This is a genomic window from Enhygromyxa salina, from assembly GCF_002994615.1.
In the GTDB taxonomy this organism is placed as follows: Bacteria; Myxococcota_A; Polyangia; order Nannocystales; family Nannocystaceae; genus Plesiocystis; species Plesiocystis salina_A.
Window position 1 is genome coordinate 16381 of the sequence record NZ_PVNK01000250.1, and the last position, 14905, is coordinate 31285.

9 protein-coding genes are annotated in these 14905 nt (G+C 68.0%); 3 read left to right on the forward strand and 6 right to left on the reverse strand.

Annotation, left to right across the window (positions count from 1 at the left end; genetic code table 11):
* Positions 1-97: 97 nt before the first annotated feature.
* The gene (locus tag ENSA5_RS28840; RefSeq protein WP_181198254.1) at positions 98-1291 is read left to right on the forward strand and encodes a choice-of-anchor L domain-containing protein; all 1194 of its coding nucleotides are present in this window, start codon (positions 98-100) and stop codon (positions 1289-1291) included.
* Positions 1292-1312: 21 nt separating this feature from the next.
* On the opposite strand, the gene ENSA5_RS28845 is transcribed toward ENSA5_RS28840, so the two are convergent.
* From ENSA5_RS28845 to ENSA5_RS28855, 3 genes are all read right to left on the reverse strand, one after another.
* Positions 1313-2644 carry an RCC1 domain-containing protein gene (locus tag ENSA5_RS28845; RefSeq protein WP_106394929.1) on the reverse strand — a complete coding sequence of 444 codons (1332 nt, stop codon included), beginning with the start codon at positions 2642-2644 and terminating at the stop codon, positions 1313-1315.
* 7 nt (positions 2645-2651) lie between these two features.
* Positions 2652-4874 (reverse strand): FG-GAP repeat protein, encoded by a 2223-nt coding sequence (locus ENSA5_RS28850; RefSeq protein WP_181198255.1) that lies wholly within the window; start codon positions 4872-4874, stop codon positions 2652-2654.
* Between the two features lie 370 nt (positions 4875-5244).
* Positions 5245-7377: a BRCT domain-containing protein gene (locus ENSA5_RS28855; protein ID WP_146156218.1), complete on the reverse strand. Its 2133-nt coding sequence runs from the start codon at positions 7375-7377 to the stop codon at positions 5245-5247.
* A 617-nt stretch (positions 7378-7994) separates the two neighbouring features.
* Here ENSA5_RS28855 and ENSA5_RS38440 point away from each other — a divergent pair.
* On the forward strand, positions 7995-8144 hold the full coding sequence (locus ENSA5_RS38440) for a hypothetical protein (RefSeq protein WP_181198256.1): 150 nt from the start codon (positions 7995-7997) through the stop codon (positions 8142-8144).
* Between the two features lie 248 nt (positions 8145-8392).
* Here the strand turns inward: ENSA5_RS38440 and ENSA5_RS28865 are convergent, their stop codons facing one another.
* Together ENSA5_RS28865 and ENSA5_RS28870 are read right to left on the reverse strand one after the other, a co-directional pair.
* A complete protein-coding gene (locus tag ENSA5_RS28865) occupies positions 8393-8857 on the reverse strand; it encodes a hypothetical protein (RefSeq protein WP_106394933.1) in 465 nt (154 codons plus the stop codon).
* 34 nt (positions 8858-8891) lie between these two features.
* Positions 8892-10811, reverse strand: a complete 1920-nt coding sequence (locus tag ENSA5_RS28870) for a radical SAM protein (protein ID WP_106394934.1) — start codon at positions 10809-10811, stop codon at positions 8892-8894.
* Between the two features lie 299 nt (positions 10812-11110).
* Between ENSA5_RS28870 and ENSA5_RS28875 the strand changes: the two genes are divergently transcribed.
* On the forward strand, positions 11111-13540 hold the full coding sequence (locus tag ENSA5_RS28875) for a radical SAM protein (protein ID WP_106394935.1): 2430 nt from the start codon (positions 11111-11113) through the stop codon (positions 13538-13540).
* A gap of 295 nt (positions 13541-13835) precedes the next feature.
* Here ENSA5_RS28875 and ENSA5_RS39595 read toward each other — a convergent pair whose 3' ends face one another.
* Positions 13836-14762: a radical SAM protein gene (locus tag ENSA5_RS39595; protein ID WP_106394936.1), complete on the reverse strand. Its 927-nt coding sequence runs from the start codon at positions 14760-14762 to the stop codon at positions 13836-13838.
* Between the last annotated feature and the right edge of the window lie 143 nt (positions 14763-14905).

A 14905-nucleotide genomic window follows, 5' to 3' on the forward strand; every position in this document is an offset into this window, starting at 1 on the left:
GGGCAATCACGCGTGACGCGCTGTGTGAGCGCGATTCAGGCTGCGCGAGGATCGAGCTTGAATCCGTGGCCGTTTGGCGTGACGATCACCGCTCATCATGACGCTTGAAATTTCGCTACGTCGGACCCTCCTGGCTGCTCTCGGCTCGTGCGTTGTGATCGCGCCCGCGCTGGCTGGTTGCTCTGACGACAGCAGCGGGCGGGACTCGGGCTCCGGGGTCAACACCGTCAACACGACGGACAACGAGACCAGCGGGTCTGGAGATGGGGACGGTGACCCGGGCGACGGCGACGGCGACCCGGGCGACGGGGACACCGAGACCGAGACCGAGACCGACACCGACGACACCGGGCCGCTCTCGGACCCGAAGTGGGACGTCGGCGCGATGCCCGACTCGCCGGACCTGTGCCTGGTCCCCGACCATGTCCCCTGCGATCACCTCGACTTCCCCAGCGAGGAGCAGCGCGCGTGGCGTGCCCTCGGGCTCAACTGCCCGGGCGAGTTTCAGGGCACCCTCGACTACAACGGGCACTACAACGCGCTCGAGGTCCTGACCGAGGATCTCGGCACCGCCGATCCGCCGACCTACCCGATCCTCGAGGGCGTGAAGATGGTCGCGCTCTCGACCGGCAACGCCTACGACATCCTGATGCCCGGGACCGACGGCGACACCAGCCTCACGGGCAACGACCCCGGCAACCTCCCGGCGCCGATGGACCCCAACCCCGTCGACGGGGCCGACACCTGCGCCGAGAACCCGGAGCTGATCGGCACCGGAGACTGCTCGAACACGATCGGGCCGCAGTTCCTCGGCACCGCCGGGGCCTTCGACTACGCCGAGATGCGCTTCTCGATCGACGTGCCCGAGGCCGTCAACGGCTTCGCCTACAACGTCGCGTTCTTGTCGTGGGAGTACCCGGACTTTTACGGCTGGGCCTACAACGACATCTACATCGCGTGGCTCGAGTCCGAGGAGTGGACCGGCAACGTGACCTTCGACGACTTCGGCGCCCCGCTCTCGCTCAACGCCGGCTTCCTCGACTTCAAGGACGCCCCCAACGACATCGACTGCCCGCTGCCCTGCAGCGCGCCGGAGCTCGAGGGCACCGGCGTCGAGGGTCACGGGGCCACGCGCTGGCTCGAGACCAACGTCGGCGTGGCCGGGGGCGAGACGATCACCGTGATCTTCGCGATCATGGACATCCAGGACAACATCGTCGATTCGGTCGTGCTGCTCGACAACTTCCGCTGGACCTGCATCGGCGGCACGCCCGGCACCGTCGTCGGCTGAGCGGCCCCAGTTTGACTCGCCCTACCACAGGTCGAGGGCCGCGAGCTTGTCGAGTGGTTCATCGTCGCCAATTGGCCCCTGGCGATCACCGTAGCCGAGCGCGGCGACGGGCGCCCCCCAGCACTTCACATCTCCGGACTGCAGCACCGCGCAGGAGTGAACCTCTCCAACATGAACCGAGCTGGCCGGGCCGCCGAGCGCGAGCGGCTCGAGCACCGCGGGGGTCTCGTCGTCGCCAATGATCTCCCTCGTCCCGTAGCCCAGCGCCACGAGGGTTCCAATTCCCCAACACTTCACCCCTCCGTCAACGAGGACCACGCAGGTGTGGTAGCGACCAGCAGCGACCTGCGCGACCTTGGCCCCGACGTCGACATGACCGATCGACGCCGGCGTCTCATAGTCTCCGAGGTTATCTCCGACACCCGCCGCGGCGCCCCCGTATCCGAGGGTGGCGGAGACATAGCCCCAGCAGGACAGGGCGCCGTCCTCATGCACGGCGCACACACCTTGAGGCCCGGCGGAGAGCTGAACGACCGGCGCCCCCGCGAGCTCGATGGGTGGGTAGTCGCTGGGGACGTCATCGTCTCCAATCCCGCCCGGGACGTCTTGTCCGAGGACCCCCCAGACGTTGCGCCCCCAACACCTCACGGTGCCGTCGACCATCCTCACGCACGAGGTCGCGTTGTCTGCCAGGGCTAACTCGGCGACAGGTCCGCCAACGGAGACGGTCGGCAGTGACTCGACCGTCTCGTCGGGGTCGTCACACAGGTCCTCGGTGTGGCCGTAGCCGAGGCTGCCATAGCCGTTGTTGCCGAAGCACTTGATGGCGCCGCCCTCCAGCAAGATGCAGGTATGCCAACGCGCCGAGGCATCGATCGCCGCGATCGTACTCGAGAGCGTGATGACCTCGCCGTCGGTGAAGGGCTCGTCATCGCCGAGGACCCCCTTGAAGGGGTAGCCCCACGCCCCGGTCAGCGCGGTCCCGCCCCAGCATCGAAAGCTCCGGCGGCCCTCGAGCAGCGCGCATACGGAAGTGAGCGACGCCGAGAGCTGCTCGACGCCGGTCCCGAGCGCGAGCGCGGGGATCTCGGCTACGGGCTCGTCGTCACCCAAGGCGTCCGTCGTCTGGACACCATGCTGAGCCCAGGTGCCGCGCCCCCAGCACTTGGCGCGCAGCTTTGAGTCACTCATACAGGTGATCATCCCACGGACCGACAGCTCGACGAGCTCGGGCGGCGGGGGCGACGTGTCGGTGTCTTCGGGCCGCTCGGACCCCGAGCACGCGAGCGCGCTCGTCAGCAGCAGAGCGCTCGCGCCAAATCCAGGGGTCAGGCCGACCGTCTTGAAATGCATGATTGCCTCAGGTTGGGTTCTCGTACTGGTAGATTAGCGCACGAGCATGGTGTTCCGCGAGCTGTCGCAAGTGGCCCCGCTCGAGGGTCGTATACGCCCCTCCTGAGTCCTCACACACGAAGCTCGTCGAGCTGCCCGACAGCCCCGCGCTCGAGCCCAGCAGGGTCTGGTGGCCGTAGCTCGAGCTGCCGGTCCCACACCGCTCGCCCGCCGCTTGAACCCAGAGGTCGTCAATTCCGTCGGCGTTCGTGTCGCCCGCGGTCAGCACTGCTCCGAGGAGATCTCCACTCTCGCAAGCGTCGCCGAGTCCCTTGCCCTGGTAGAAGCTTTGCTGCGAAGCGGTCGAGAGGCCCGAGGTGTCACCGTAGAGCACTGTTACATGGCCGGAGTCGGCCGCGGAACCCAAGTCTTCCGACGGGGCGCCGATCGCCAGGTCGTCACACTCGTTGCCAGTCGTCGGATCGACGTCGTCGTTGAAGTTTCCAGCGGCGAGGCTCGCGCCGAAGCGATCTCCAGGCTCCTCCGTCTCGGTCACTCCGGACGCGCCCTGGTACCAGTCGTCCGCGATGGTTGATAACCCCGTGGCGGATCCGTAGATGACCTTCACGGCGCCAGCGTCCCGAACCGATCCGACGTCGTCTTGCGGGGCGCCGATCGCCACGTCATCGAATCCGTCGCAGTCGAAGTCGCCTACCGCCATTGACTCGCCCAAGAAGTCCCCAGGCTTTGCTGCGCCGCCGACGGCCATGGAGTCTTGGTGGAGGATCTGCTCGCCGCTAGTCGTCAGCCCCGCCGCGCTTCCGTAGAACACGGCGATGCTTCCAGCGTGAGAATATCCTCCCACCTCGTCGCCCGGCACACCGACGGCGACGTCGTCATAGCCGTCGCCATCGAAGTCGCCGGTCGCGGCGCTGGCTCCAAAGTAGTCGCCGCATGCGGCGCCACCAAGGGTCGGGCTGACATCGCGGTCCCAGACCGTCTGGTGGTCGTCGATGATCTCGACGACTCGGCCCTTGCGACAGTCGTGCATTGGCTGAGTTATCAGCTGATCCTGCGTGGAGTCGCCGTCAAAATCCCCGCTCAGCACCCGGTCGAGGTATACAGCCTCGTTGCCCATGTCCACGAGCTGTTCGAGGTAGGGCGCGGCCGCCAGCGGCTCGCCGACCGCGTAGAACGCGTCGGCGATCGCAGCCTCGGAGGGCGGCGTGCCGTAGGTGCCTTGGTGCGCGAGCGCCAGGATGTCACCGTAGGCCGCCGCCAAGACGTCTTTGTCGACCCACAACCCGCTGCCAGGTTCAGCGGGCGCCTTCTTGCCATGGCCGGGGACCGGGCCCCACTGCTCGGCCCAGCCGCCTGCGCCTGCGGTCGTCAGGTCCTCCCTGCAGTCGCCCGCCCACGTGCCCGTGCCCATGTCCATGTTGTCGGGGTATTCGGCGTCACAGTTGTAGATCCAGTGCCATCCGCCTTCGTCTGATTCGTGACATGGCGTTTGATCGCCCGCAAGCTCCTCGACCCACCGGAGTCGGGTCGGCACCGCCTCGCCATAGGTGGAGAGAGACCACTCGACGTGATGAACGGAGGTCATGCGCCATGTGCCGTCGGGCGCACGGTAGAACTCTGGCGCGCCCGAGTCGCCATCGGCAAGTCCGAAACCATCGATGTCACCGTGGCTGTTCTCGTGATCGTTGGTTTTGAGCGTGGTGGAGGAGAAGCCGTCGTCGGTCCCGTCATACTGGAGAGCGAGCATGACCTCGAGCGCGCGCTTTGGGCCCCAGGAGGTCATGTTGTATTTGCCAGTCCCGACCACCGTGACATCTGGCCCCTGGTCACTGTATGAGCTTCCAGAGAACTTCGGCGCCCATGGAGGGCTGTTGTGTACATAGTACATCTCCCAGCGAAGCTGGTCTCGCAGCGCGCTCTCGGGCGAGATGATCGGCACGGTCGGAACATCGGGGTAATCAGCCATGGGGTCGATCTCACAAAGGACCATGTCGACCCCCGAGCCCGGCCCGTCCCACATCGGGGCGTTCGGGTAGGCTGGGTTCGTTTCTGTTGCGTTGTTGAAGTAGCACCAGAGCAGATCTGTGGATGCCGAGAATCCGCCATTGCCCTCGCCGAAGATGATTTTGGCCTTTAACTGCCCGGTTTGGACGTCCGAGTAAGCGTCATGCCCGATACAATGTGCGGCGGTGAAGATGAACTGCCGATTGTCGTTCTCGGCGAGGACCACCCCTGTGCAGTGTCCGTCCGCGATGACCTGGACGACGTTGGGCCACACGCACTCTCCAACCGGTTCGGCCGACTCCCAACTGATCGCTCGAGCGGTCGCAGGGGCGCCGAGCGTGCACATGAAGGCTGCGCTGCACACTGCGCCGCACGCGTACAGCTGACGCCTGCTGAACGGACCCGAGTTTGGCATGGGCCTTTCGTGTTTGTCACGAGTGACGGAATTCTCAACACATCGCTCGGCGTAGATTGTGCGGGGTCCTGGGGTCGGAAGGCGCGGCGGCGAGGCCCGCGTTCGACCCGCGCCGGCCGCGTCGCTCGCGTCGCTCGTAGCGCTCGTACGGCGCGCGAGGGCTGGCGCTTGGGAGCTGAGCTCAGCCCTCGAGCGCGGCGATGAACTCGTCTTCGCTCATCACGGTGATGTCCAGGGACTTGGCCTTGGTCAGCTTCGAGCCCGCGCGGCTCCCGGCGATCAGCAGGTCGGTCTTCTTGCTGACGCTGCCCGTGACCACGGCGCCGAGCGACGCGAGCTTGTCGCTGATCTCGGCCCGCGACATGTTCTGCATGGCTCCGGTGACGACGATCTTCTTGCCCGCGAAGCGGCCGGTGGCGTCGGCTGCCGGCTTGGTCTTGGTCTTGGCTGGGGCCTGCGCGGCGGCGGCCTCGGGCGAGCCCTCGATCAGCGCGAGCAGCTCATCCTCGCCGTAGACCGCGACGCCCAGCTGCTGCGCCTTGGCGAGCTTCGATCCCGCCCGGTCACCGGCGAACAGGATCTCGGTCTGCTTGCCGACGCTGCCGACAACCGTGGCGCCCAGAGCATCGAGCTTGGCCGAGGCGTCGGCACGGTCGAGGCGAGAGAAGCGGCCGGTGATGCACACCTTCTTGCCGACCACCTCGACGCTGGGCGCGCTCACCTGCTTGACCCCCACGCCAGCGAGCGCGAAGGGGGTCAGCTTTGGGGCCCGATCCGCGCCGGCCAACGCGAGGTTGTTGGCCGGGCGGCGCAAGCTGGCGTCGAGGGTCTCGAGCTCGACGCCGATCACCCCCCGAGCGAGGGCCAGGTAGAGGGTGCCGCGGTGGACCGCGACCCCACGGACATCCAAGCTCCCGGCACCCGCGTCCTCATTGAGGTTGTCGAACACGAAGATCTGGACGGGCTCGCCTTCGACCACGCGCAGGAGCTGGCAGGTGAGGGTCACCAGCCAACGCGCGCCGCCGTGCTCGAAGCTCGCCACGACGCCGGAGCAGCCTTCGAGGGCATCGATCGCGCGGGTGCGCGCCGCTCCGGCGGCGACGTAGCGCGTGCCGGTGGGCAGACCGATGAGCACGCCCCCCGCGTCGTACTCGACCATCCCGAACACACCCTGGACCTGCTGACGCGACTGGAATTTCTCGACCTCGCCCGCGCTGTCTCGCCGCGTGGCTCCCTTGTAGCCGGCGGACCAGAGCTCGCCCGTGCTGGTTGCGAGCACGCAGCGGGTGTTCTTGTCGGCCAGGCCCTTGGTCATGGTCTCGACGACCTCGCCAGCGCGCAGCAGGCTGAGGCCACCGCTGGAGCCCAGCAACCACCCGCCGTCTGCGGTCCTGGCCATTGCGACGACCTGGTTGCGGACCAGGCCCGACTTCTTGTCCCAGCGCCCGACCACCTCACCGTCGCGGAGCTCCACCAGGCCCTTGGTCCCGCCGACCCACAGCGCCCCATCGGCCGAGGCGATGCAGCTTAGCGGGTGCTCGCCGAGGCCGAGGTCGATCAGCGTTGCTCGCTGATCCGGCCCCAAGCGCATCGGGCCCTTGGCCTTGGCGGTGAGCACATGCAAGGCGTCATCGTGGACACACAGGCCATGCATGGCGCCCTGCAAGTCGCCCGCGGGCCCGACCCGCTCCCACCCTGCTTCGGTGTGGCGCAGGACGCCCCGGGCTCCGGAGATCGCGACGCTGGCCGAAACCAGGCGAACCTCCCCCTGCTTGGGAGCGAGTTGGCGCGCCCGCTCGGCGTTGTCGAGGCGCCGCGCCCCACCCCAGGCCGCCGACTCGAGGGCTCCGATCTCGCGGATGTCGGGGGCGAGCTGCTTGGGTACGAGGACCAGCGCCTCGACCGTGGTGTCGCGGCCCCCGGCGTGGGGCCCCATCGGCCCGCGGTCTTCGTATTCGAGCTCGACGATGACCAGCGGCGAGGTGCTCTCGTCGACGCTAAAGCTCATGCTCCACAGCTCGCTCTCGCCGCCCGGCCTGCTGAAGTGTTGGGCCATGGCGCTCTTGCCATACTCAGCCCCGGCCGCGAGCGAGGCTTCGGCGATGAGGCGTAAGAACAGCGCCTCGCTGGTATCGCAGTAGGCGTCGGGGTGGCAGGTCGACGCCCGGATCCGCAGCTCGATCCACGTGCCCCCCTTCGCCAGGTGGCCACGCGTCCACTCCCCCTCGTGGCCTCGCGCCAGACAGCGACGCAGCGCCGTCTCGGCGTCGAACTCGGCGTAGTCGCTCAGGTCGACATTCATCATCGTACTCATGTACCCCTATCTACCAGAGTCGAAGGCTGAGATCAGTGCATGGATGGACGACTCGCCGCCGAGGGCCGAGGTGATTCGATTCGTTCTCCGGCTCCATTCCCCTGTCTGGCCCATGGCCATCACTCGAAGCTGAGAACGCCGAGCACCAAACCGAGTACCAAGTGCTCGAGGTCGCGGGCCTGCCCATGGCCATGCTCCAGGCCGCCGCCGTGTCCCAGGGCGAGGCGCTCTCGCTTTGGCTCGCCAAGCTCGTGGGGAGACGAGATGAGCGCGCAAAAACACCTCGCTTCGTTGCCGTGGGCGACGGGTCCCTCATCGTCGTCATGTGGGGATTGCGTATGTTGCGGATGTTGGGGTCGTCGCGCTGCTGCTGTTGACGGGCTGTCCTGGTGACGACATTGGAGGCAACCCGGAGACGGGCGAGACGGGTGATCCGGGGCCCGACCCAGTCGACCCGCTCGACGGCGACGGGGCCCGGCCGCCGGGAAGCCCGGACCTCGAGCAACGCTGGGTCGCCCCGTCGACCCTCGGGAATGGTCTGGTTCATGACACCCGCGCAGACGTGGACCCAGGTGTCTACGCGGCGCCCTTGACGAGCGGGGAGCTCGAGATCATCGATGATGACCCTTTACATCTCGGATGACGACGCGAATTACCGTACCGAGATTTTTACGCACGTGTTCAGCACAATCGCGGCCGAACGTGATTTCAACGATTGGGAGCCGGTCGCGCTCGGCGCCGCGCAGGGGCGAGCGAGTACGCGCTGATCTCGTGTCGAGCCAACACCTGCAGTGAAAAACAGCTCACCGGCTTCGTGTGCGAGTCGGTCTTCGGCCAACCGTGCACGCCCGTGGGACACGGTGGTAGTCCGTTGCTCGACCTCTCCGGCCCCTGTGACGAACCCATCCCGTGGCCCGAGGTTGAGTTCGACGGACTTCGAGTCGTGTACTGCTGCTGCTGGTGACGGGAGCGACATTCCGGCGCGAGGCGACACGATGCATTGCACCACGGGCTGCTAGACCGGCTTCGGGCCCGTGTAGTGGGCCAAAGCCTTGAGCAGCATGCGCTTGGCCTGCTCGAGGCGCTCGCGGTCGTGGCCGTGGGCGTCGGCCTGCTCGCTCGCCATCGCGGCGCCGTGCTTGCGCGCCTGCTTCGCGGCGTTGGGCGAGAGCTCGGCCGCGCGCGCGAGCTGGTCGAGCGCGCGCTGCTCGTCACCCGTGGTGTAAAGAATCAGCCCCGCCGCGAACGCGACCACCGGGTTGCCGCCGCCACACTCGAGGGCCCGATCGACGTCGGCCCGGGCCGCGTCGAGCTCGCGATCTTGGGCCAAAAAACACGCGCGCAGCAGCTGGGGAAAGGCGCCGGGCGCCGCCAAGATCCGCTCGACCAGAGCCGAGTCGTAGCGCTTGGCCTCGAGCTCTCCGAGCAGCTGCTCGATCACCCGGGCGTTGCGCCGGCGCATCATCGTGTTGGTGTCCACGAGCCCTGCCTGGTCTATGGGGTTGCGCGGGGGCCTACTCGGCGGCGGACTCGGTGCCCTCGACGGGCTGCATGAGCGCGAAGCCGTGGGCGCGGATGTAGCTGATGTGCATCCCGCGGCAGTCCTCGTTGTACACGCAGGTCCGGCAGCGCAGCGACTTACGCCAGTAACGATCGAGGATGTAGCGCTTGATGTAGCGGAAGATCTCGAGCTTGCCGTCGAGGTTCATCATGCTGGTGTCGAGCAGCTCGCGGCGCTTGCGGGCCGGGCGACCGATCGCGCAGCTGGGCACGTCGTCGACCGGGACCGGGTGGGTGAACTGCGAGAAGAACACGGGCAGGTCGAGGTCGCGCTCGGCCGACTCGGTCAGGCGCTCGTAGGTCGGCTGGCGCAGGGCGAGGCGGGCGGGGGCCTGGTCGCGGGCGGCGATGTCGAGGAGCCAGGCCTCGACGTCCTTCGAGAGCTCGACGCAGACCTCGAAGTCGGCGTCGATCGCGAGCATCGCGTCGGCGTCGGCGGTGGTCCGGACGATCACGCGAGTGACCCGCCTGCCGAGCAAGCTCGCGGCGCCGGTCGAGCTCAGCTCGAGGGCGTCGGCGAGGCCAGCGTAGTCGCCGAGCTCGAGCTCGAGCTCGGTGGTCCCGCCAAACAGCTCGTCGATGCGCGCGGCGTCGGCCCGGGCGTGGTCGAGATCGGGCGAGCACAGCCACAGCGCCTTGGCCCCGGCGCGCTCGATCTGCTCGGGCAGCGGGGGGTACTCGGGCTTTTTGTAGGCGCTGCCCGGTCCGACCCCGAGCAGCGGCAGGCGCAGCTTGCGGTGCTCCATCTCGTCGGGTGTGATGCCGAACGCGCTCGCGGCGGCCTCGGCGGCGACCTGGCTGCCGTCGCCCTCGGCCTCGGCGAGCAGCTCGACCATCTTGCGCCGGGTCTTGCTGCGCTCGGCCGAGGCCGGGTCGCCGCCAAACACGGGGCCCTGCGCGGCGTCCCACTCGGTGTCGTAGCGGACGACCTCGAAGCTCGACTCGGCCACGGTCGCGCGGACCTCCTCGAGCTCGTCACAGATCGGCTCGAGGTAGCAGTGCGAGCAGCGGTGCGGCGCGCGGCAGTCGAGCGGCACGCCGTGGTCGATGAGCAGCTCGTACTCCTCCTTGCGCCCGCGGATCTCGTCGTTGAGCTTGTAGGGATCCTGGATCAGGTTCTCGAAGCCCTCGAGGTGCGGGACCGGGAAGCGGTTGAGCCAGATGTGCATGTTCGGGCGCTTCGAGTACTCGAAGGCCTTCAAGAGGTAGGGCCGCATCTCCTCGAGGTCGTAGAACAGCGTCTCCTTGCCCTCGGTGTAGGCGCGCCCGAAGGGGATGACGTGGAGCAGGTCGTACTCGTAGATGCCCATCGAGGTGAACTTCTCGAGCAGATCGGGCAGGGTCTTGACGTTGCCTCGGTTGACGCACACGTCGATGTTGATGATCACCCGGCCGTCGTCGAGGGCGTTTTGGAGGCCCCGGATCTCTTGCTCGAACGCGCCCTTGGTCCCGACCAGCGCGTCGTGGATGCGCGCGTTGACCCCGTGGATCGAGAAGGTGATCTCGCCGAGGCCGGCGTCGATGCACTTGGTGATGAAGTCCTTGTAGCCAAACAGCCGCCCGTTGGTGACGGTCTGGATCTTCTTGTAGCCGGCCATGCGACCGAGCTTGATGAACTGGATGTAGTCGGGGTGGATCGTCGGCTCGCCGCCCGAGAGGATCAGGCGCTCGGCGCCCTTGCGGCGGCCGTCGAGGATCTGAGCCTTGACCTCCTCGCGCGTGCGGTTGGTGCCGTTGTGCGTGTGGGAGTCGAGGCAGAAGATGCAACGGTCGTTGCAGTCGAAGGTCAGCCGCACCCAGTTTCGCTTCTGGTGGGCGGCGTCTTCCTTCTCGACGTTCTTCAGGGCCTCGGATTGCGCAGTGCCGCCGTCCATCTGCGCATGATACTGGTTTTTGACCCCCGCGGGCGTTGGCGACTCCGCCACGCGCGGCCGGTCGCTCGGTCGCTGCGCTCCCTCGCTCGGTGGGCTGCTATGAGCTTGGCAGCGGCATGCGTGGCCCCCTAGAAGGGGGCTTGGGTTGCTTGGCGCGGGAGTCGAGTTGGCTGGCGTGAGGTGGGGATGTGGGTTGCGCGTGCTCGGCGGCAGTCACCCTCACTGATGCTGGGTTGCGCGTGAGGTTGTCAGGCGCGGTCGGCGAGGGGGAGATCGGCGGCGTGTTATCCTGCGCGGCGATGGGCGAACCCCGCGTCCTGGTGATCCACCCGCCGGTCTCGGTCGCGCGGGATTTCATCGACTACCCGTATTTTGCCGATCTCGGCGCGGTCCAGCTCGCCGCCGTGGTCGAGCGCGAGCTCGGTGTCGAGCGGGTCGAGCTCGTCGATGCCTTCGCGCTGCCCGGCGCGCGGCTGCGCTGGCGTGACGACGGGCGGGCGCAGCTCGGCGTCGAGGTCGACGAGCTGCTCGCGCAGGTCGCCGCGCTCGGCGAGGGCTCGCCCTTCGCCGCGATCGTCGTGGCCTACACGGTCTTTCATCGGCCGCCGCACCGCGACGACGTCCTCGCGGCGGTGCTCGAGGGGCTCGTGTCCGCGGCCGGGGCCGAGCGCCCCGCGATCCTGCTCGCCGACTGCTACCAGTCCGGTCAGCACTACGTCGAGGTCTCGGGCGACGCGGTCCTCGCCAGCTACCCCGAGGTCGACACCTACATAAAATACGAGGCCGAGGTCACGGTCCCCGCGCTGCTGACCAGGCTGTTGCGCGCGGGCGAGCGCCCGAGCGGCAGCCACCGCGGGGCCTCGCCCGTCCTCGACGAGCTGCCCTTCCCGGCCTGGGAGCGGGTCGATCTCGACGCCTACGACGCGTTCAAGCGCAGCGTCGTCGCCGACCTCGGGCGCCCGGTCTGGACCTTCCCGATCGACGGCCGCACGATGCCGCTGGTCACCAGCCGCGGGTGCCCCTTCACCTGCATCCACTGCTCGAGCAACCCCGAGACGCCGCGCGGTCAGGCCAAGCTCCAGCGCCGCTACTCGCCCGAGCGCCTCCGCGAGTACCTGCGCTTCCTCGCCGGGCTCGGGGCCACGCGCCTCGAGGTCAGCGACGAGCTGATCAACGTCAACGAGCGCCACTTCGACGTGTTCCTCGACGAGGTCGAGGCCCTCGACCTGAAGTTCGACTGCCCCAACGGCATGCGCGCCGACTACCTGCTCCCGCGTCACCTCGAGCAGATGCGCGGCCGCGTCGGCATGCTCAGCGTCAGCGCCGAGTCGGGGGTCCAGCGGGTCGTGACCGAGGTCGTCCGCAAGCGCCTCGATCTTCAGGCCGTCGAGGACGCCGCGAGGCACGCCCACGAGGCCGGCGTGCCCCTGATGATCCACTACATGATCGGCCTGCCCGGCGAGACCGCCGAAGAGATCAACGGCACGCTGAGCTTCGCGCTCGAGCTCTGGGACGAGTTCGAGGCCTGGCCGGCGGTCCAGTACGCGACGCCGCTGCCGGGCACCGAGCTGGCCGAGCGGGTCGCGGCCGCGCGCGGTGACGAGCTGCCGAAGCTGCCGGTCGTCGAGGACTGGGGCCCCTACTTTCAGACCGCGCCGTCGGGCGAGGTCGAGGGCGTGTCGGGCGAGGCCCTCGAGAGCTTCATGTGGACCTTCCAGCAGCGCCTCAACGCGTCGCAGGGGGCCAAGAAGCTGATCATGAACGTGACCTACGTGTGCAACAACCGCTGCACCTTTTGTGCGGTCGGGACCCGCACCCAGCTCGATGGTCACCCCACGCGCCAGCGCGAGAAGCTGGTCGAGTACCGCAAGCAGGGCGTGGTCATGGTCGACTTCGACGGCGGCGAGCCGACGCTCAACCCCGAGCTGATCCCGCTGATCAAGTCGGCCCGGGCGATGGGCTACGAGCGCGTCAACGTCACGACCAACGGGCGCCGCTGCGTCTACGAAAAATACGCGAGCGCGCTCGTCAACTCGGGCCTGACCACGCTCTTGTTCTCGGTCCACGGCCACGACGCCCGGACCCACGCCCAGCAAGTCGGCGTCGCCGAGGCCTTCGAGCAGACGACCGAGGGCATCCGCAACTGCCTCCGCTACGCGCCCAAGGGCGTCGAGCTGGGCATGAACATCACCGTCACCAAGGGCAACCACGACAAGATCGACGAGCTCGCTGCGCTGTGCTGGGACCTGGGCCTGCGGTGGATGAACATCCAGTTCCTCACGCCCTTCGGACGCGCGACCAGCTGGGTCGCCCCCGACACCCAGGTCGCGGCCGACCACGCGGTCGAGGTCATGGACGCGTGGGCCGGCAAGATCCGGTTTCAGGTCATCAACCTGCCCTTTTGTTTCATGCCCAAGCACCGCCACCTGATGCAGGGCGACCTCGCCAAGCTCGAGCGGCACATGGTCTTCGTCAACAACGAGACCGTGAACCTGGCCGAGTACCTGGCCGAACGCCGCGTCCGCAAGCCGGTGTGCAAGACCTGCCCCCACGCGTGCTTTTGCGGTGGGTTCTACGAGCTCGACCAGGTCCCGGAGCCCTCGTGGCTGATCTCGGCCGAGGATCTCGTCCGTCCGCTCGATGATCCGCGGCGCCACGAGTCGGTGCCCGCGGGCTTCTCGGACCGCGTCAAAAAGCGCCTCCGCGATGAAGGTGTAGAGACGATCTAAGACCCCCGCAGCCGTCAGCAACTTTGCCACGCACGGCCGCAAGCGGCCGGTCGCTCGGTCGCTGCGCTCCCTCGCTCGGTGGGCTGGTATGAGCTTCGCGGTGGTTTGCGTGGCCCCCTAAAGGGGGCTGGTTGAGAGCCCTGCAGCCGTCAGCAACTTTGCCACGCACGGCCGCAAGCGGCCGGTCGCTCGGTGGGCTGGTATGAGCTTCGCGGTGGTTTGCGTGGCCCCTAAAGGGGGCTTGTCATGACCCCGCAGCCGCTCTGCGTGGCGAAGTTGCTGACGGTCGCTCGGTCTAAACCACCCGAAGGTGGGTTTGGGCGGGGATGGTTGGGGGTTGGGCGCGGGCGGTGGCGATCTCGGCGTCGCCGTAGCGGGCGAGGTAGTCGGGGCGGACGCCGGGGCAGATGGCTTCGAAGCGGCAGCCGACGCAGGCGGGGACCTGGTCCTGGCCGGCGAGGCGGCTGTCGGCGAGATCGAAGGTCGCGTCTGGAGTCACGACCCGGACGCGCTGGGAGCCGGGATCCCAGGCGTGGTCTGCGTCGTCGCCGAGGAGGCAGCGCGGGACGTGGAGTGACTTGATGTCGAGGCCGTGGGCGCGGCCGAGGGCGAGGGCCTGCCTCATGTAAGGGACGGCCTCGGCCATCGGGGGCAGGCTCTCGACCTTGTCGGCGTTGCCGTCGGTCAAGGACACGTACCAGAGGTGGACCTCGGGGACGCGGCGCGCGGCGATCCACTCGATCGCGGCGGGCAGCCGACGGTAGGTGTCGGTCTTGATGATCGCGTCGACGACGACGTGCCGGCCCGAGGCGACGACGTTGCGCAGGCCCTGCTCCATCAGCGCGTGGGCGCCCGGGCGGCGGACGAGGGCGTCGTAGGCGTCGGGCTCGTGGGTGTGGATCGAGACGTGAAAGCGCGTGACCCCGGCGTCGACGAGGCGCGCGACGTTGGCCTCGCTGAACAGCAGACCGTTGCTCTGAACCTTGATGTCGGCGTAGCCGAGCTTGCGCGCGGCCTTGACCAGGCCGACGAGCTCGGCGCGGATCGTTGGCTCGCCGCCGGTGATCGCAAGTCGATCGTAGCCCTGGCTCCGGCCGCTTCGCATCTCGGCGACGATCGCCGCCGGGGCCAACGCGCGCTCGCGCATCGCCGGGGTGATCGTGCAGTAGTCGCAGGCGAGGTTGCAGTCGTAGCCGACGATGAGGTCGAGGAGGCCGGGCATTGACTCGGGGCCCCAGTCTAGCAGGCTGCCAGCAAGTAACCTTGGACCCCCGCGGCCGTCAGCGACGTTGCGTGGCCCCCGACAAGGGGGCGTTAACGCAGTTTCCGGTGTCCATGGGACGCACGACGCGCGAAAATCTAGCA